Source organism: Halobacillus dabanensis, assembly GCF_900114165.1.
Classification (GTDB): Bacteria; Bacillota; Bacilli; order Bacillales; family Halobacillaceae; genus Halobacillus; species Halobacillus dabanensis.
In genome coordinates this window covers 168,638-187,630 of the sequence record NZ_FOSB01000005.1, presented here as the reverse complement: position 1 = coordinate 187,630, position 18,993 = coordinate 168,638, and the positions used below count along the sequence as shown (strand labels likewise).

Genomic DNA, 18,993 nt, shown 5'->3' with positions numbered 1-18,993 from the left:
ATTTACTTCGACTCCTTTTCCTTATATTCTTCCAACTGCTCTTGCAAGTTTGAAGGAAGTTCATCATGCATGATACCGATCAGATCAGTAACTGTTTGTTTTGGAGTGTTGTCAGCTTCTTTGATAGCCGCTTTGATTTCTTCTTTTGTCTTCTCAATCAGTTCATTCTCTTCCTCTTCGGACCATAGCCCTTTCGCTTCAAGGAATTTACGGAAACGAACGATTGGATCTTTCTTCTCCCACTCGTTGTCCTGGTCTTCCGTACGATAACGAGTTGGATCGTCTCCGGCCATAGTGTGTGGACCATAACGATAAGTAAGTGTTTCGATCAACGTCGGACCTTCACCGTTCACCGCACGCTCACGCGCATCTTTTGTTGCAGCATAAACAGCCAGCACATCCATACCATCAACTTGGATGCCTTCGATTCCAGCAGCAACAGCTTTTTGAGCAATTGTCTGTGCTGCTGACTGTTTTTCAACAGGTACAGAGATTGCGAAACGGTTGTTTTGTACTACGAAAATCGCCTGCGCTCCGAAAGCACCAGCAAAGTTGATACCTTCATAAAAGTCACCCTGGGAAGCACCGCCGTCACCAGTGTAAGTGATCGCTACAGCATTTTCACCACGCTTTTTATATCCAAGACCAACACCGGCAGTTTGTGTGATTTGCGCTCCGATGATGATTTGTGGGCTCACTGCGTTGACACCCTCAGGCATTTGGTTCCCTTTGAAGTGTCCACGGGAGAATAGGAATGCTTGATAAAGTGGAAGGCCGTGCCAGATCAATTGTGGTACATCACGGTAACCTGGAAGGATAAAGTCCGCTTTCTCAAGTGCAAACTGGCTTCCGAGCTGAGATGCTTCCTGTCCAGCTGTCGGAGCATAGAAACCAAGACGTCCCTGGCGGTTAAGCGCAATAGAACGCTGGTCCAAAATACGCGTATAAACCATACGGCGCATCATTTCTTTCAGATCTTCATCAGATAGGTCAGGCATAAAATCTTCATTTACGATTTCGCCTTCTTCGTTAAGGATTTGAAACGTTTCGAACTGATTTTCAATGTTCTCAAGAGTTCGTTTCAAAGTCATTCACCCTTTCCTTTCGTATTTTAAAAAATGGATGCTGTGAGTTAGCTTTCCCAATTATGAAAAAAAACTGTACCTATTTTCTCTTTACGTTTTACCCTGCACACAACTTTATTAATCATGCCTAAGAGTCTGTATAAACTGTTACATTTATGAAGCAAGATTCAATGGTACAATGTCAATCCACTATGTAGTTTAGCTCAATTCGTCACCATTCGTCAATCACTTCACTACATAATATCCACACATAGTCGCAGAGCTTCTTACAGCAGTAAGAAAATGACTATTCTTGTCGCACAATAAAACAACACTGTATCACCACAAAAATAAGCCTGTATTAATCTTACTTCTTTTAAACAAAACAATCAAATGAATTGACTTAAGTGCAGAAGAGGCCTGGGAGCTGCGACAAGCTTAAGAACCTTCGTGCAGAGAAGCGCTTTTCTTCTTCTAAAATAAATGAGGAAAGAAGTTCGGTTAAGTTCGCAACGTCCTGTTGCAACACCGAACGACCCCACTTCCTGTGGGGCCACGGAGATGATTGACTTATGTCTCGAGAGGCTGGACGGCGGATAGCTTAAGTGCAGAAGAGGCCCGGGAGTTGTGATACACTTAAAAATTCTTGAAAATACGCAAAAGAAAAACCGCTGACTTTTTTATCAGCGGTTCCTTATCACTCTTCAGATGAGTCATCCTCTTCCCTATCAGTATCCGTTTCTTCATACGTCACATCAAGCTCCATGGCCTCATATAGCTCTTTTTTCAATGTATTGTACTCTTCTGTATGTTGATTGAAGCTCTCATTCTGTTCAATTACTTCATTATACTTCTGATTAATTTTATCGACCTGTTCCTGTAGCTGTTCTTCTGTCAGATCTTCTTGCTGCATCATTTCGTATAATTCTTTATCAAGTGTAAGGGCTTCTTCATAAGCAGTATATAGACTTTGATAAGTATCATAGCGACCGTTCATTGTTTCAATCAAATCTTCAGCCTTCGCTTTAGCGTCTGTGTTCTCTTCATCTAAATCTTCCACTAAAGGTTCGATTTTATCGAATTCTTCTTTAGCAGCATCAATGCTTTCTTTTTCAAGTTCGAGTTTTTCCCGCCGCTCTTCAACAATGGATGCAGCTTCTTGAGATTTTTCTTTTATCTCTTCGAATTGATCCATGTTAAGGTCTATAATCTCTTCATATAATTGTTGCTCTTCAGATTCTAAATCAACCATCGGCTGTTGCTGTTCACGGAAAGTATCTTCTAATGTGACCGCTTTTTCTAGATGTTCATAAATCTCCTCTTCTGCTGACGGTCCTGTACACGCAGATAATAGAGACGCTGCAACCAGAAGCGCCAAAAGCATATGTACTCGCACAACATTTCCCCCTCGTAATCCTTGAAACATTATTGTAATCTGGACGTATCTACAATAGTATAATAAATGAAATTAAATTGAAAGTGCCTTTTTTCACATATGTTACCATTGACAAAGACGTGTGAGGTTCAATTTTTTAAAATGTTTCAGTCGGAAAGGATGTTGTTGATGATCAAGATGGACGATATCGTTCGTGAAGGTCACCCTGCTTTACGAAAAGTGACAGAAGAAGTTTCCCTCCCCCCATCGGAGGAAGATAAAAAGACCTTAGAAGAAATGGTGCAGTATTTAAAGAATAGCCAGGATGAACAAATCTGCGATCGATACGGTTTACGCCCAGGTGTTGGATTGGCAGCGCCACAAATCAATGTAAACAAGCGGATGCTCGCTGTTCATTTTACTGATATGAAAGATAAATTGTACAGTTATGGTTTGTTTAATCCACGGATCGTGAGCCATTCCGTGGAGCGGACCTACTTATCAACAGGTGAGGGTTGCCTGTCTGTCGATCGTGAAGTCCCAGGTTATGTGCCACGTTATAGAAGGATTACGGTGAAAGCAACGGATTTGGAAGGAAATGAAGTAAAACTGCGCTTGAGAGATTATGCAGCAATAGTCTTCCAACACGAAATCGATCACCTGCACGGCATCATGTTCTATGACCATATCGACCAGGATAACCCGTTCAAAGAACCGGAAAATGCCACACCTGCAGACCGGTAATATAAAAGGATCACCCTGCTCCCCCTGCATAGGTAAGACAAAGCCCAAAAGATTACTTCAAGTTCTCAAGGGGACTGGGTAGAGCGAGTTAGATTATTATTAAAAAATCTCCAACGCAAAAGGCGCTGGAGATTTTTTAATCCAATTATTTCAATAACCCTAATTCATAAATGGCATGGGAAATGCCATCCTCTCCCACGTCGGATGTAACAAAATCACTGACAGCTTTTGTTTCTGGCACTGCATTACCCATGGCAACTCCTGTGCCTACTTCCCGAATCATTTCGATATCATTCAGACCATCACCGAAAGCGTACGTATCTTCCATGGACAAACCGGCTGCTTCCACCATCTTCATAATCCCCAGTGCTTTGGAGCCACCTCTTGGCAGCACATCACAAGAAACTGGATGCCAACGAATATAGTCAAAGGCATCATAGGTCTCCCGATACTCTTCAATTTCATCCCCTACACAAAATATTAAAGATTGATAAATATTCCTTCCTTTAAAAAAGGAGGCATCCTCTTTCGGATGATCGATGTATAAGGTGCCAAGACTCTCTTCTATATGATGATGATCAGGAACCGATGCTTTCATTTCTTCATGACTCATGAAGACCATTGGATGATCATTACTTTCTGCATGTTTATGAAGTTGCTCTAAGTCAGGTTCAGATAAAGGGTTCGTATAAATTTCTTCCCCTTCAAATACGACATATTGACCGTTGAAACTGATAAAGGAATCGATTCCAAGTTCTTCGCGCAACTCTTTGTACATGAAAGGAGCACGACCTGTGGCAATCGCACAGAAAACGCCCTGGTCTTTCAAATCCAGGATCGCCTGTTTCGTATTCTCCGGTAATTTTTTATCGTGATCGAGCAACGTGCCATCGATATCAAAAAAAGCAATTTTTTTATTCACTATTCTGTTCCCCCTAATCAATTTGTGCACAACACTTCCCATGGAAATAGTATGCCCAACTCTTTGGCTATACTGTAGCATGAGTGGATAGGTTTGAGAAGAAAAACACACGATATATACAAAATATAAAATGTAAATGTTTCATTCTTCCACAAACCGTATTATACTAGAGGTAACAGGGATTGGGCGGTTGAACGTTTTTGTTGCTTTTCTTCATTTGATGAAAGGGGATAGATGCAAATGATGAAGCGTCTACGAAGGAAGCTTAGAAAACGTTGGAAAAAGTTAATGGAACGAAAGAAATACGCGTAAACCATTGTTTAAGGTGTACCGAGCACCTGCCATACTATAATCATTACCATACATGAAATAATCGTGCTATGATGATGACAGGACAAAAATGTGGAAATTATATCTAGATAGGAGCGATAGCGTAATGTTATTCAAAGTATTATATCAGGAACATGCGAGCGAAGTTCCTGTACGCGAGCGTACGGACAGTATGTACGTGGAAGCGGAAACAGAAAGAAATGTACGTGAAAAATTAAAAAATGAAGGATTCAATATCGAATATATCCAGGTGCTTGATGAGGATCACTTGGCTTATGAGAAGCAATCCGAAGATTTCAAAGTGGAGAATTTTTAATAGATGAAATTCGTTAAAAATGACCAGACAGCCGTATTCGCTCTGGGCGGACTCGGCGAAATCGGAAAAAACACTTATGGTGTGCAATTCCAAGACGAAATCATCCTCATTGACGCAGGTATCAAATTCCCGGAAGACGAGCTGCTCGGTATTGACTATGTCATCCCGGATTATACCTACCTGGTACAAAACCAAGACAAAATCAAGGGTTTATTTATCACACACGGTCACGAAGACCACATTGGTGGAATCCCTTACTTGCTGCGGGAAATCAATATTCCAATCTATGCTGGTAAATTAGCGATCGGACTTCTTCGCAACAAATTGGACGAACACGGTCTTTTACGGAACGCTAAACTGAACACCATTCAGGAAGATGATGTGATTAAATTCCGTAAAACGTCTGTATCCTTCTTCCGTGTGACCCACAGTATTCCTGATTCTTATGGAGTCGTTGTTAAAACACCACCTGGGAATGTTGTACACACAGGGGATTACAAGTTCGATTTCACCCCTGTCGGTGAGCCGGCAAATTTATCTAAAATGGCAGAAATCGGAAAAGAAGGTGTTCTCGCCCTGTTATCTGACAGTACCAACGCAGAAGTCCCTGGTTTTACTAAATCAGAACGAATTGTTGGTCAAAGTATCGATGACATCTTCAGCCGTAATGACGACGGACGTTTGATCTTTGCAACTTTCGCATCGAACATCTACCGTTTACAACAAGTGGTGGAATCTGCCGTCAAGAAAGGTCGTAAGGTCGCTGTATTCGGTCGTAGTATGGAATCATCGATTCGAATCGGACAAGAACTTGGATATATCCGTGCCCCTAAGGATACATTCATTGAGGCCCAGCAGATCAATCGGCTTCCTGCAAATGAAGTCGTCATTCTATGTACAGGATCTCAAGGTGAACCAATGGCAGCCCTGTCTCGCATTGCCAACGGTACCCACCGACAAATACAAATTCAACCTGGCGATACCGTCGTGTTCTCTTCTTCCCCAATCCCTGGAAACACGATCAGTGTAAGCCGTACCATTAATAAGCTTTATCGTGCCGGTGCAGAAGTCATCCACGGCCCATTGAATGACATCCACACCTCTGGACACGGAAGCCAAGAAGAAATGAAACTGATGCTTCGTCTGATTCAACCGAAATTCTTCATGCCGATCCACGGTGAATACCGCATGTTGAAAGAGCATACGAAGTTGAGTCATGATTGTGGCGTTGAACCTGAAAATTGCTTCGTTATGGACAACGGAGATGTGCTTGCTTTAGGCAAAGAAGAAGCGAGCGTTGCTGGTAAGATCCCTTCCGGCTCTGTCTATGTAGACGGCAGCGGAATCGGTGATATCGGTAATATCGTCTTACGTGACCGCCGGATTCTATCTGAAGAAGGCCTTGTCATTGTAGTTGTCAGCATTAACATGAAGGAATTCAAGATTGCTTCAGGCCCTGATATCATTTCACGTGGATTCGTCTATATGAGAGAGTCCGAAGATTTGATCAAGGAAGCACAAAACCTTGTCAGTTCCCATGTCGAAAAGGTCATGGAGCGCCGCACGACACAATGGTCTGAAATTAAGAATGAGATTACCGATACAATCGCACCATTCTTATTCGAAAAGACCAAGCGTCGCCCAATGATTTTACCAATCATCATGGAAGTATAAGTATAAAGCTCCAGCCCCGATCAGAAGGGGCTGGAGCTTTTTTAGTCTCTTATTCATGTAGATGAAAAGCCCGCCGGGAAGACCAGCGGGCTTTTCATTATTATCTTAAGCGTTTCAGTGCTTTTTTCATGTCAGGTAAATCTAGATTTCCTGTATCGAAAAACTCCGCCACAATATATTTAGAAAAATTAACAGCGGATCGATAATCGATTTTTCCTGGCAGGGGCGCTTGATCTTCAATAACGACATCTATGATCACCGGTTTATTGGATAGGAAAGCTTGCTTCATCTTCGGGCCGAGCTCTTCGTAAGATTGAATTCGGTAGCCTTCTCCACCACACGCTTCCGCAAACTTCGCAAAATTCATCTCTCCAAGGTTCGTCGCATAGTTTAAATGTCCCATCTGCTCCTGTTCATATTTGATCATTCCAATTTTGCTATTATTCAAAATGACCATCTTAATTGGCAGATCGTATTTGACTGCTGTTACAAAATCATGCATCCCCATGGAAAAACCGCCATCACCAGCAACACCTATGACTTGCTTATCGGGATATGCTTTTTGAGCAGCAATCGCACCTGGTAATCCACTCCCCATCGTTGCAAGCCATCCAGATATTATGAATTTTTGATTGACGAGGTGTAAGAACCGGGCGAGCCAGACGGTAACATTTCCGACGTCTCCGGAAATTACGGCACCTGGTTGCATGTTTTTCTCTATTTCATACATGACTTGCGGAGCATGAAGCGGATTATCCTCCTGGCGTTTTTCTTCTTGCAAAGCTATTCGCCAATCATTCATTTTCTCCTGATAATACTCCAAATAATTTCTTTTCTCTACAGGTGGAATAAGTTCAGATAAGGCGGCAAGGGTCTCTTTACTATCTCCTGCAAGGCCTAATTCAATCGGGTAGTACTTGCCTAGATTCCCTGGATTGTTGTCTATTTGAATAGCTTTCACATCTTCTGGAAGAAAATCACGGTATGGGAATTGTGTACCGACAAGGATCAATAAATCTGTCTCTTTCATGGCATTGTACGATGGTTTCGTACCGATTTGTCCATGTTGCCCTAAGCAATAAGGGTGGTTATCCGGAATGACTCCTTTTGCCAATAGACTGAGAATGATCGGAGCTTTAATGGTTTCTGCAAAATGAATCAATTCATTGGAAGCATGCTTTGTTCCTTTACCTGCAAGAATAATAGGTCGTTCGGCATTCTCCAGCAGCTGCCGTGCTTCATTCAGGTGTTCCTGGCGAGGAAAAATTTCCGGCTTATAATATTCCCCGCTCGTGAGTCTGACGTCACTTGTTTGTTTTTTTGCAAATAAATCATCCGGTACAATAAGGACGGAGACACCTTTATTCGTATATGCTTCTTTAATTGCCTGGTCCAACAGGTCTGGCAGTTGTGCTTCTGTTTCTGCACGACGATTGAACACAGCCACATCATCGAACATCCGCTCAAGATTGATTTCCTGAAATGCATCTGTTCCCACTTCTTCACTCTGCACTTGACCAACAATGGCCAGTACGGGCGCACGATCCGCTTTGGCATCATATAAACCATTCATCAAGTGTACAGCACCAGGACCTGCAATGGATAAAGTGACACCGAGCTTCCCTGTCAATTTCGCATAAGCTGCAGCTGCGAGAGCTCCGGTTTCTTCGTGGCGAATCTGTAGGAACTCGATTTCTTCTTTTCTTTTTCTCAAGTCATCAATCAATTCATTGATCGAGTCTCCCGGCATTCCATATATATGATCGACACCCCAATTGATCAATTGTTGTGCCATAACTTCTCCTGTTCTTTTATTGAACATTGAACTCATCCTTTCCGCAACTTAAATCACCTTCTATAACTCTTCTTATTTCCTATAACCATCCTCTTTAAACTAACATCGGGTAACTTTACATCACATTAGTAACAAAGTAACCTCTTACATCAAACTCCAAAAGAAAAAGCCTTGGAACTTCTATGGAAGTTCCAGGGCCCTGTTCAAATGTTTTTATCAGTCTTCTAATACTAAATTCTTTTCAAACCTGCTGATGTCTTTATCTGCACCAATAACGATCAGTACATCACTTTCGCGGATTTCCTCTGTAGCCATAGGAGAGACGATCACATCTTTATCACGTTTGATTGCGACAACGTTACAACCGTATTCTGCACGGATGTCAAGATCCACGAGGGTCTGTCCTCCCATTTTACTCCCGGCTTTCACTTCGACAACACTATGGTCATCAGAGAGTTCGATATAATCGAGGATATTGTTGGAAATGATATTGTGTGCAATCCGTTTCCCCATATCCCGTTCAGGGTGGACGACCTGGTCTGCCCCGATTTTATTCAAGATCTTCTCATGATAGTCGTTTTGTGCTTTCACTGTAATCATCTTGATCCCCATTTCTTTCAGGATCAAGGTGGTCAGCATGCTGGCCTGGATGTTATCGCCGATGGCTACTATTACGTGATCGATATTACGGAAACCAAGTTCCTTCAATACATTTTCATCCGTAGAATCAGCTATAACCGCATGTGAGGCAATATCACGGTATTCATTAACTTTATCTTCTTCCAGGTCCAGGGCTAATACTTCCATTCCTTCACGGCTCAATTCGCGGCATATACTGCCACCGAAACGTCCTAGACCAATGACGGCAAATTCTTTTTTCATAACGAACCTCCAACTATGTCCATAAATCTAAGCTTATTCTATCATATAACAAATCGCTGGACACCTGTCTTTTATGTATTGGATTACTCCCATTGAAATATTTCAGGGAGAATGGTCTTTAATTCTCTCAAGTCATGGATGATGAGGTCCGCTTCAGAAAGCTCCTCCTCTTTCGCAAAATCAAAATGACAACCGACTGAAATCAACCCATTATTTTTAGCTGCCTGAATATCAGACAAACGATCGCCGACTACCACTGCTTTGTCCATCCGATACTTCTCTAAAATCGAACCCACTAAATCCGCTTTATCCAATGATTGTATTTGCTCAATACTAAACGTTTCTGTCACCCAATGATTCAATTGATAATGGTCGATAATAGCTTTTAAATATTCCGTTAAACCATTACTGGCTATGTAAATCGAGCAACCCTTTTCTTTCAAATCGCAAAAAACTTCTTTCACATGAGGGTATAAAGCACCTTTTCCTTCTCGTATGTTTGCAATTAGACGTTTGAGAAAATAGCTATTTGCGTGTTCTCTTATGTCTTCAGAATGATGGGGCAATAAAGTATCCCAGACTGTAGGTAAAGGAACACCCATGATCTCTCTGTATTTTTCAATAGGCGTTTCTTTGTCCCATTGACCTCGTGATCTTAAATCATTGAACGTATCTTCTAATGAAAACTCCAGGATTTTATCGGTCTGAAATAGTGTTCCATCCATATCGAATATGAGTGCGTGTGCCATTTCCCTCTCCCCTTTTCCAGAAATTCAGAACAACTCCAAATTGTACCATATCTCCAAACAAAAGTGGCATTCTTTCATGAAACGACTTGAAATGTTTACAGAAATTCAGATCCATCCCCTCCCCCTATCCATAAAAAATGCACGGGTTGTTTTTTGACCCGTGCACTTTTCTTTATTTTTTCCCTTTTACATAATCCGCATCGAACAGGAACAAACGCATTAATAGGATCAGTGATGGTACCAGCAATAAGAAGCCGGCGATAAACACGATGATCAGCGCGATCGCCATCGTTTCATGTGTCACGCCACTTGTGATGGTTACAAATGGGTGGAGCAAATATGGCAAATGGGAAGCCCCGTATCCGAAAAATGCGACGAAAAATTGGAACATGACTGCGAGGAATGCCCAACCGTAATATTTACCCTGATAAACAAGAAATACAGCAATCATGAAAAAGCCGACAGATATTCCGAACACCCACCAAAGATCAATCGCCCTCTGGAAGTGATCCGTATTTTGCTGACTCAAGGCGATGAATGTCGTTAAACTTGCTATGATTGTCGGAGAACTCCAGAACAGAGCATATTTCCTGACAATCTGAAGGGCGGGCTCATCACCAGCTCTGTTGGCATAGTACGTAAGAAACATCGCACTGATGTAGAGCACACTGACTATCGCAAGAAAAATGACACTCCATGAATACGGACTTGTCAACAATTCGCCATACAGTAGTTGCACACCATTCGCTGTCTCTTCGATATATCCGCCTTCGGAAATCGTCAGTGCCGTCGAGAGAGAGGCAGGAATAAGCAATCCTGTAGCCCCATAAAGGAACATATATAGGTGATTATCCTTGGAACCATAGTTTTCGAAGGCGTAAAACGAACCCCGAATCGCCAGAAGTACGATGGCAATACTACCAGGGATCAGTAGGCTTTGGCCGAAGTAATAAGCCATATCCGGGAAGAACCCTACAAGTCCTACAAAGAAAAAGACGAAGAAAACGTTGGTCACTTCCCATACTGGTGAGAGATATCGGGAAATCAATTGGTTGATCAAATGATCCTTTTTCGTTACTTTTGCATAATAAGCAAAGAATCCTGCTCCGAAATCGACGGAAGCGATAATCAAATAGCCATAAAGAAAAAGCCATAATACGGAAATTCCGATCAATTCATAACTCATTCGTCCCCCTCCTTACTTGCAGCAGCTGTTTGAGGATAACGATGTTCCAGTTCCAGTTCTGCCGGTTTACCTTTGAATATTTTCCTCAAAGTAGCTAAACACCCGATGGCAAGCACTAGATAAACAAGGGCAAATAGGACGAACATCGAGAATACGTAAGGAGACGTTGTTGCTCCTTCTGCAACTGTCATGAACCCTCTGAGAATCCAAGGCTGACGGCCGACTTCAGCAAAAATCCAGCCGAATTCAATGGCAAGCATCGATAAGGGACCTGTAGCGACTATTCCCCATAATAGAAGCGGATGGAACTCATTCCACTTTTTCATCTTCCAGAACAGAAGGAAAAGTAAGGAAATGCCCAATGTGTAAAAGCCGATACTGACCATAAGATCGAACATATAGTGAATCCAAAGTGGCGGCCGTTCATCCTCTGGCGTTTCATTCAATCCCTCTACCTCAGCTTGGAAGTCTCCATGGGCAAGAAAGCTTAACGCATTCGGGATTCGTATGGCATTTTCCACTACATTGTTTTCATTCAATGAACCGAAAACGACAAGGTCAGCTCCCTCTTCCGTTTCAAAGTGCCATTCTCCTGCTGCGAGTTTTTCCGGTTGATGTTCCGCTAAGAATTTAGCAGATAGATCCCCTGCTACAGCAGTCAATATCGCAAAGAGGAATGTCATCATCACCGTAAGTTTTAAAGCTTTTTTATGGTAGAGTGACCCCTTTTTCATCAAAATGATGAAGGCGGCAATCCCAGCCAGGACCGCTGCTGCCGTCAAATAAGAGGACGAAATGACGTGGAAGACTTTTGTCGGTGTAGCCGGGTTGAACATCGCAGCCAATGGATCAACCGCTGTAAAGCGTCCCTCTTCCATTTCGAACCCTTGCGGTGTATTCATGAAAGAGTTTACCGTCGTAATAAAGAAGGCGGATAATGTACCACCAATAACCACTGGGATAGACAAAAGCCAGTGATACATCGGATTTTTAAACCGGTCCCACGTATAAAGGTAGATTCCCAGGAATATCGCTTCAAAAAAGAAGGCGAATGTTTCCATAAACAATGGGAGGGCAATCACGTTTCCGGCAAGTTGCATAAAACTCGGCCAAATCAATGATAACTGTAATCCGATGGCCGTCCCGGTAACGACCCCGATAGCCACCGTGATGGTGTACCCGCGGGTCCAGCGCCGGGCTAAAAGCGTATAATGTGGATCTTTCTTCTTGATCCCGATGAATTCTGCTGTAGATACAAGTACAGGTACACCGACACCAAGAGTGGCGAAGATCGCATGAAAAATCAGTGTCATGGCCGTGAGCGCGCGGCTCAGCTCGACCGTTTCAAATCCAAACATCTTGTTTCCCCCTAACCACGGATGGTCATAATAAATCAATTACTCCTAGTATAAAACGTGGAAACGTTTCACCGACACAAGGTTGTTGACGATTTTGTGACAAACTTCACAATCTCTGATTGCATGTCTATCATATCGAACCCCTATAAAACTGTCGACCTTTATGCCTATAGCCCTTGTTCCCTAACAGAAGCGTTTTTTAACTAGAAGATGATCATTAATCGAGGGGATTTTCCTCATCTGTCAAAGTATCTATTGGATTGTAAGACGGCTCGGTGCCAAAGGGATATATAAAAACACATAAATAAAACAACTGGAGGAAAGCGACCTCCCTTCCTGATGGCAGCTTGATTAGGATGCGAATGGCTGGATACTGGAGCGGATACTTTTCTCTATCCATTTATCCAATAAGGTTTGTATTTTCCAGGACAGAAAAAAAGCACCGGTTAACCGGCGCTTTTCCCTTTCCTATTTAAATAGCATCAAGCATTTGGAACTGTGCTTTCACAAGTTCATAGTATTCGCCTTCCTGGTCCATCAGCTCATTGTGTGATCCTTGTTCGAGGATACGGCCATTTTCCAATACGAAAATGTTGTCCGCTTCCCGGATCGTTGATAAACGGTGAGCGATCATAATCGCTGTCCTTCCTTTCAACAGCTTTCTTAACGCCTGTTGAATCTTCAACTCCGTTTCCGTATCGATGCTTGCCGTAGCCTCATCTAAAATCAGAATTCGTGGATTAGCAAGAAGGGCCCTTGCGAACGATAGCAATTGTCGTTCCCCTGCAGACAAAATGTTCCCGCGTTCTTCCACTTCGGTTTCATAACCGTTATTAAGGCGCTGGATGAAGTCATCTGCACCGACAACTTTGGCGGCCTCGATGACATCTTCATCGGATGCATCTGGTCGTCCGAAGCGAATGTTTTCCATGATCGTGCCAGAGAAAATAAAAGTATCCTGAAGGACAACACTGATTTGCTGACGCACACTATCAATCGTCGCATCTTTCAAGTCGACACCATCAATTTTGACCGATCCCTTAGTCGGATCATAAAAACGACTGACCAAGTTGGCTATCGTCGATTTACCAGATCCCGTATGACCGACGAGTGCGACTGTTTCCCCCTGCTTCATTTCCAAGTTGATATCATGTAGTGCTTTCCGCTTGGAATCATAAGCGAACTCCACATGGTCGAATTCGATATGTCCTTTCATGTCTTTCAAATCCACAGCGTCCCGTTTCTCTTCCACGTTCGGCTTTTCATCCAGAAATTCGAAGATTCTCTCAGAAGCTGCCATCGCCATAAGAAGTTGATTATACATCATTCCGAGACGGGAAATCGGCTCCCAGAACATGCCAAGGAAAAATGCAAACGAAACGAATGTACCGATCTCTACATTTTGCTGCAAAATCAGATAAGCACCAAAAGCGATCAGGATGACTGTTCCCACTGCGTTGCTCATTTCCACGAAAGGACGGAACATGGCACTTTTACGTGAAGCTCTGTTCCAGGATTGGAAATTATCTGTATTCACGCCATCAAAGTACTCGGTGTTTTCTTTTTCCTGAGAGAATGATTGAGTGATACGCACCCCTTGTAAGCTTTCATTCAAGTGGGAGTTCAATTTGGATTGTTGGATGCGCACATCCTGCCAGGAACGACGGATGTTCCGGCGCAATTTCGTGGAAATGTAGAACATGATCGGCATGATCACAAGAATGGCAAGTGCCAGTTTAGGACTTAGAACAAAAAGAATGACAACAATCCCTGATAACATGACAACGTCCATCAGTAAATTGATGATCCCATTCGTAAAAAGTTCCTGCAATGAGTTGATATCATTCATGATCCGGACAAGGATCGAACCTGCCGATCTTGAGTCAAAGAATTTATGAGAGAGACGCTGAACATGGGAAAATAAATGCTGCCTCAAATCATAAATGACATTCTGCCCAAGGATATTCACGTATTTTATCCGGAGAGCATTGCCGATGTAACTGAGCAAGTACATGATCGCAATTCCTACAACTAGTTGAATCAACAGATTGGTGTTCCCATCCGCGATGGCGATATCGATGGCTACTTTACCAATCAATATCGGTACGACCAGGCGGACGATGGTAGATACAAGCATCGCTATGATCGCGACCGGCAATAATGTTTTAGCATATGGTTTAATATATTGCAGCAAGCGCCACATTTGCGACCAGTTGAACGGTTTTTCAATGGCCTGGTCCTGCGTGTATTTAAAGCGGTTCAAATGTGTACTCGTTTCTGGCTGGTGTTTCGGTTTCCTTGCCATGCCCCATCCCCCCTTATAAAATATTAGATGTTTTTAAAATCTTCTCTTTGTCCTGATATTGGATATCGTAGATCCGCTGATATGGTCCACCATTAATAAGAAGCTCATCATGGACACCGCGTTCTTTTATTGCACCATCTTCAAGCACTAATATTTCATCCGCATGCTTTAAAGAAGAAATACGATGGGCGATTATGAACGTCGTACGCCCTTTCATGACCTCTTGAAGTGCTTTTTGAATCTTGAATTCTGTTTCCATATCAACAGCTGAAGTCGCATCATCAAGGACGAGGATTGCCGGGTCGATCAAAATGGCACGCGCAATGGCAATCCGTTGCTTCTGTCCTCCAGAAAGTCCCATCCCCCGTTCACCGAGAAGTGTGTCATATCCTTCAGGCATTTCCATAATAAAATCATGGGCCTGTGCACGTTTCGCCGCATCTATGACGTCTTCCATCGTGGCATCAGGGTTTCCGTAAGAGATATTTTCTCTAATTGTCGTCGAGAACAGGAAAGACTCCTGTAATACGAATCCGATGTTTTTGCGAAGACTTTTCAAGCCATAATCCGCGACAGGACGCCCATCAACTAGAACTTCCCCTTTTTCAGGTTCATAGAAACGCGTGATAAGCTGGGTAATACTTGTCTTTCCAGATCCTGTTGCACCGATCAAGCCGATCGTTTTTCCAGGTGGTGCATCAAAGGTGATGTTTTTCAGTGCAGAATCATCATCTTCTACATAGGTTAAGGTGACATCGTTGAAGGTGACATGTCCTAGTAGACGGTCCTGGATAACGGCATCCTCTTTTTCGGTAATTTCCTCAGGGGCTTCTAATATTTCCAGCAAGCGCTCTCCAGAAGCCTTCGATTGGGAGAAGAGGTTAATGACGAAACCGAAATTCATCAAAGGTCCAAGAATGTACCAGACCAGGCTGAAAAAGGCGACAAGTTCTCCGAGCTGCATCGAATTATTGATGACAAGGTATCCGCCGTAAGCAAGTAATGCGACGACCGAGACGTTGCCGATGAACTCCATTAATGGGAAATACTTAGACCAAATATTCGATGTAGTAATGAACTTTGTACGATAATCATCACTTCTGTCTGAAAAACGGCCAATTTCGAAGTTCTCTCTTGATAGGGACTTGACCGTATTCATTCCACTGATATTTTCTTGCACACGAGTGTTCAGTTTTCCGAATGATTTTCGGATTTTGCGGAAAGCCGGGTGGACTTTCCGATCAAAACGATAAACGACAATTCCAAGAAACGGCATAGCGGCCATCGTAACGAGAGCAAGTGGGATGGAAAAGTAAAACATGACGCTCAAACTTAATACGATTAAAAGAACGATGCGGACCAGTTCCGAAAAGCCCATCGACAGGAAAAAGCGGAACCCCTCCACATCAGCGGTCAGGCGGGACATCAAGTCACCTGTTTTTGCGTTATCATAATATCGGAACGGCAGCCGCTGAAGTTTCTTATACAAGCCATCACGTAATGTATAAACAGAACGGATTCCGAAATAATCCCCCAAGTATTGGTGGAAATATGTAGCGATTCCTTTAATGATCATAAGTACGATAAATGCGATACAGATATAAGGAATTAGATCGTATTGTTCTCCAAGGACGACTTCATCAATGGTGATTTGTAAAACGACTGGATATACGAGAGTTATGATGGTAACGAATAATAACGAAAAAAGTGACCAGAAGAAGAATTTCTTATACGGCCAATAAAATTCTTTCAGCTTTTTAAATGTATCCAAGTTTTTCCCTCCTTCGAAGTTTTTAACGTAATTATAAATATATCGGGTATCGAAATAAATATCTACCCATTTGTAATAATTTTTCAAAAATTCTACCTAAGTATGATATCCCCTCCGCCTAAAGTTGTAGTCTGATTCTACAAAGATATAGGGGCTACGGAAACGACTCGTTTTCCCAGCCACCATTTCCTCAAACCAAAGTCTCGAAGCTGACTCTTCTGGTAAGGAAGGTTTTTGGCATAGAAAAAGAGCAACCTTTCCATTTGTATGGGGGTTGCTCTAGTTATATACATCACTTTGCGTTGAGGCCGAGAACGCGGTTGACACGTTTTTGCAGCATTTTCATCCCACCGCCACCTGCTTGGAAATGACGCAAATTCCCTTCTTCATCAAACACATAATATGAAGGTACATATTGGTTTTCAAAAGCATCTGTCAACTTGTGTTGATTATCCACGTAAATTGGTTGGGTAATACGGTGTTCAGCGGTAACTTCTTTGATTTGCGTAAGGTCCAGATCCTTTTCAGACCGAGGCATGTGGACGGCAACCACGTTCAAAACATCGCCATATTGATCCCGGAATTCGTTAACGTCCGGCATCGCTTCTTTACAGAGACCACAACTGACCGACCAGAAATGAATCAATGTCGGCTTGTTACCGATTAAATCCTCTTTTTTCAATGGTTCACTATTCAACCATTCCGTTGCTTCCGGTAATTCGGGCATCGGTGTACGTAAGCGCATCAAAGCACTCTCCTTCCACTGCTTTCAAAAGGTAAGAAAAGATCTAACACAAACCATGTTAGACCTGAAGAATACCGGGAATTCACAGGGTTTCTTGACCTGGCTTCCAGTTTGCCGGACAAAGGCCGCCTGTTTGGAGTGCTTGTAATACCCTTAGTGTTTCATCCACATCGCGGCCGATATTGTTATGGTTGACCACCTGGTACATTAGCTCACCTTCCGGGCTGATGATGAATAACCCACGGAGCGCTACTCCTTCCTCTTCTAAAAGGACGCCATAGTGGCGGGACACTTGATGGTTCGTATCGGCAGCTAGAGCATATTCCAGCTGACCTAAACCGTTTTCGTCACGGTCTGTGTTTATCCAGGCAAGGTGGGTGTGAATCGTATCCGTAGACACTCCAACCACTTCTGCATCCAGATCTTCGAATTCATCGAAGCGATCAGATAGGGAAGTGATTTCTGTCGGACATACGAATGTGAAGTCCATCGGATAGAAAAACAGGACGGTCCATTTGTCGTTTTTCATGTTTTCTTCGAGTGATACTTTACCGAATTCTTTATTTGGAAGCACTGCGTCCATTTCAAAGCGCGGGGCTTGTTTAGCTACCATACGTTCTGCCATTTAGAATCCCTCCGAAATAGTCTTGTATTTATGATTCCATGGTTTCATTTAGCGAGAAGAAGTTGATGCATTGTTCGATATCATTGATTTGGATACGAATAAAAGACTTGATTCTCTTCTCTTTCCTCCATTTTAACCATCCCTCTGCTCATTAAACCCATTCTGTTGAGGAAAGTTTGAAGGTTATGTAAAATAACCCCATTCGACAATGTGCTGCATTTTTTGCCAAATCGTTGAAATATCTACTTCTTTTCAGCTATCCTAATAAAGTAGATGATGAATGAAAGAGAGAGGAGCTCACCTATGAATTTATTTGAAGAAGGATTTGAATTTAATCCTACCGTCCTTCTGGAACTATTAATCACAGCTGGACTTAAAATTATTGTTTTACTTATTGCTTTTGCCATCATTAAGCCGATCGGAAAAAAAGCAATTGAAGCCAGTATCAACCGGATCAGTACTCAACGCAATATATCAGAAGGTCGTAATCAAACATTACAAAAGCTTTCGGTGAACATCTTTTCCTATGTATTACTTTTCATACTGGTCATGATGTTACTTAGTGTCGTGAATATAGAGATTGGACCACTTCTTGCTGGTGCCGGAATCGTCGGCCTTGCCATCGGTTTTGGTGCCCAAGGTCTCGTTTCCGATATCGTGACAGGTTTCTTCTTATTAATTGAACGGCAAATTGAAGTGGATGATTATGTCACGGCTGGCGGGTATGACGGAGTTGTCGAAGAAGTCGGCATCCGCACAACGAAAATCCGCAGTTTTGATGGGACATTGAATTTTGTTCCGAACCGAAATATTGTCGGGGTAGCCAACCACTCTCGCGGAAACATGCGTGCCCTTGTCGATATCGGCATCGGCTATGATGAAAACATCGATCAAGCGATGGACGTGCTGCAAAAAGTAGCGGATGACTTTGCTGATGATGAGCGTTTCGTCGAAGGACCGAATGTGCTTGGAGTGCAAAGCCTGGGTTCTTCTGATGTGGTCATTCGTATTTTAGGCAAAACGAAAAATATGGAGCAGTGGGCGGTTGAGCGTGATTTGAGAAAAGCGATGAAAGAAGCGTTGGATGCAGCAGACATCGAAATTCCGTTCCCCCATCAAGTATTTATCCAAAAAGATTCATAAAAAAATCAG

Annotated in this window: 16 protein-coding genes; 4 read left to right on the top strand and 12 right to left on the bottom strand. The window is 42.7% G+C overall.

All coding sequences use genetic code 11. From position 1 onward, the window contains the following. Positions 1 to 2: 2 nt before the first annotated feature. Positions 3 to 1,085: a pyruvate dehydrogenase (acetyl-transferring) E1 component subunit alpha gene (gene pdhA / locus BMZ58_RS10385; protein WP_075036619.1), complete on the bottom strand. Its 1,083-nt coding sequence runs from the start codon at positions 1,083 to 1,085 to the stop codon at positions 3 to 5. A 676-nt stretch (positions 1,086 to 1,761) separates the two neighbouring features. Further along, a complete protein-coding gene (locus tag BMZ58_RS10380) occupies positions 1,762 to 2,460 on the bottom strand; it encodes a YkyA family protein (RefSeq protein WP_244151532.1) in 699 nt (232 codons plus the stop codon). 168 nt (positions 2,461 to 2,628) lie between these two features. On the opposite strand from BMZ58_RS10380, the gene def reads away from it, so the two are divergent. Beyond that, the gene (gene def, locus BMZ58_RS10375; RefSeq protein WP_075036489.1) at positions 2,629 to 3,183 is read left to right on the top strand and encodes a peptide deformylase; all 555 of its coding nucleotides are present in this window, start codon (positions 2,629 to 2,631) and stop codon (positions 3,181 to 3,183) included. Between the two features lie 145 nt (positions 3,184 to 3,328). On the opposite strand, the gene BMZ58_RS10370 is transcribed toward def, so the two are convergent. After that, positions 3,329 to 4,105: a Cof-type HAD-IIB family hydrolase gene (locus BMZ58_RS10370; protein WP_075036488.1), complete on the bottom strand. Its 777-nt coding sequence runs from the start codon at positions 4,103 to 4,105 to the stop codon at positions 3,329 to 3,331. 436 nt (positions 4,106 to 4,541) lie between these two features. On the opposite strand from BMZ58_RS10370, the gene BMZ58_RS10365 reads away from it, so the two are divergent. Beyond that, a complete protein-coding gene (locus BMZ58_RS10365; RefSeq protein WP_075036487.1) occupies positions 4,542 to 4,751 on the top strand; it encodes a DNA-dependent RNA polymerase subunit epsilon in 210 nt (69 codons plus the stop codon). A gap of 3 nt (positions 4,752 to 4,754) precedes the next feature. Further along, positions 4,755 to 6,425: a ribonuclease J1 gene (gene rnjA / locus BMZ58_RS10360; RefSeq protein ID WP_075036486.1), complete on the top strand. Its 1,671-nt coding sequence runs from the start codon at positions 4,755 to 4,757 to the stop codon at positions 6,423 to 6,425. A 100-nt stretch (positions 6,426 to 6,525) separates the two neighbouring features. Here the strand turns inward: rnjA and BMZ58_RS10355 are convergent, their stop codons facing one another. From BMZ58_RS10355 to BMZ58_RS10315, 9 genes are all read right to left on the bottom strand, one after another. Further along, a complete protein-coding gene (locus BMZ58_RS10355; protein ID WP_075036485.1) occupies positions 6,526 to 8,247 on the bottom strand; it encodes a pyruvate oxidase in 1,722 nt (573 codons plus the stop codon). Between the two features lie 189 nt (positions 8,248 to 8,436). Continuing rightward, complete coding sequence (locus tag BMZ58_RS10350) at positions 8,437 to 9,102, bottom strand: potassium channel family protein (protein ID WP_075036484.1); 666 nt, start codon at positions 9,100 to 9,102, stop codon at positions 8,437 to 8,439. Between the two features lie 83 nt (positions 9,103 to 9,185). Beyond that, positions 9,186 to 9,851: an HAD family hydrolase gene (locus tag BMZ58_RS10345; protein ID WP_075036483.1), complete on the bottom strand. Its 666-nt coding sequence runs from the start codon at positions 9,849 to 9,851 to the stop codon at positions 9,186 to 9,188. Positions 9,852 to 10,023: 172 nt separating this feature from the next. Continuing rightward, positions 10,024 to 11,037 carry a cytochrome d ubiquinol oxidase subunit II gene (locus BMZ58_RS10340; protein ID WP_075036482.1) on the bottom strand — a complete coding sequence of 338 codons (1,014 nt, stop codon included), beginning with the start codon at positions 11,035 to 11,037 and terminating at the stop codon, positions 10,024 to 10,026. Continuing rightward, positions 11,034 to 12,395: a cytochrome ubiquinol oxidase subunit I gene (locus tag BMZ58_RS10335; protein WP_075036481.1), complete on the bottom strand. Its 1,362-nt coding sequence runs from the start codon at positions 12,393 to 12,395 to the stop codon at positions 11,034 to 11,036. Before BMZ58_RS10335 ends, BMZ58_RS10340 begins: the two co-directional genes overlap by 4 nt. A gap of 472 nt (positions 12,396 to 12,867) precedes the next feature. Beyond that, a complete protein-coding gene (locus tag BMZ58_RS10330; protein WP_075036480.1) occupies positions 12,868 to 14,700 on the bottom strand; it encodes an ABC transporter ATP-binding protein in 1,833 nt (610 codons plus the stop codon). A 13-nt stretch (positions 14,701 to 14,713) separates the two neighbouring features. After that, positions 14,714 to 16,471: an ABC transporter ATP-binding protein gene (locus tag BMZ58_RS10325; protein ID WP_075036479.1), complete on the bottom strand. Its 1,758-nt coding sequence runs from the start codon at positions 16,469 to 16,471 to the stop codon at positions 14,714 to 14,716. A gap of 292 nt (positions 16,472 to 16,763) precedes the next feature. Then, positions 16,764 to 17,216: a TlpA family protein disulfide reductase gene (locus tag BMZ58_RS10320; protein WP_075036478.1), complete on the bottom strand. Its 453-nt coding sequence runs from the start codon at positions 17,214 to 17,216 to the stop codon at positions 16,764 to 16,766. 82 nt (positions 17,217 to 17,298) lie between these two features. Next, positions 17,299 to 17,841 (bottom strand): peroxiredoxin, encoded by a 543-nt coding sequence (locus BMZ58_RS10315; protein ID WP_075036477.1) that lies wholly within the window; start codon positions 17,839 to 17,841, stop codon positions 17,299 to 17,301. Between the two features lie 303 nt (positions 17,842 to 18,144). On the opposite strand from BMZ58_RS10315, the gene BMZ58_RS10310 reads away from it, so the two are divergent. After that, positions 18,145 to 18,984, top strand: coding sequence for a mechanosensitive ion channel family protein (locus BMZ58_RS10310; protein ID WP_075036476.1), 840 nt, complete (start codon positions 18,145 to 18,147; stop codon positions 18,982 to 18,984). Positions 18,985 to 18,993: the final 9 nt, after the last annotated feature.

Coding starts and splice junctions, on each gene's coding strand:
- def (WP_075036489.1), top strand. CDS start 2,629: ATGATCAAGATGGACGATATCGTTCGTGAAGGTCACCCTGCTTTACGA.
- BMZ58_RS10365 (WP_075036487.1), top strand. CDS start 4,542: ATGTTATTCAAAGTATTATATCAGGAACATGCGAGCGAAGTTCCTGTA.
- rnjA (WP_075036486.1), top strand. CDS start 4,755: ATGAAATTCGTTAAAAATGACCAGACAGCCGTATTCGCTCTGGGCGGA.
- BMZ58_RS10355 (WP_075036485.1), bottom strand. CDS start 8,247: ATGTTCAATAAAAGAACAGGAGAAGTTATGGCACAACAATTGATCAAT.
- BMZ58_RS10350 (WP_075036484.1), bottom strand. CDS start 9,102: ATGAAAAAAGAATTTGCCGTCATTGGTCTAGGACGTTTCGGTGGCAGT.
- BMZ58_RS10345 (WP_075036483.1), bottom strand. CDS start 9,851: ATGGCACACGCACTCATATTCGATATGGATGGAACACTATTTCAGACC.
- BMZ58_RS10340 (WP_075036482.1), bottom strand. CDS start 11,037: ATGAGTTATGAATTGATCGGAATTTCCGTATTATGGCTTTTTCTTTAT.
- BMZ58_RS10335 (WP_075036481.1), bottom strand. CDS start 12,395: ATGTTTGGATTTGAAACGGTCGAGCTGAGCCGCGCGCTCACGGCCATG.
- BMZ58_RS10330 (WP_075036480.1), bottom strand. CDS start 14,700: ATGGCAAGGAAACCGAAACACCAGCCAGAAACGAGTACACATTTGAAC.
- BMZ58_RS10320 (WP_075036478.1), bottom strand. CDS start 17,216: ATGCGCTTACGTACACCGATGCCCGAATTACCGGAAGCAACGGAATGG.
- BMZ58_RS10315 (WP_075036477.1), bottom strand. CDS start 17,841: ATGGCAGAACGTATGGTAGCTAAACAAGCCCCGCGCTTTGAAATGGAC.
- BMZ58_RS10310 (WP_075036476.1), top strand. CDS start 18,145: ATGAATTTATTTGAAGAAGGATTTGAATTTAATCCTACCGTCCTTCTG.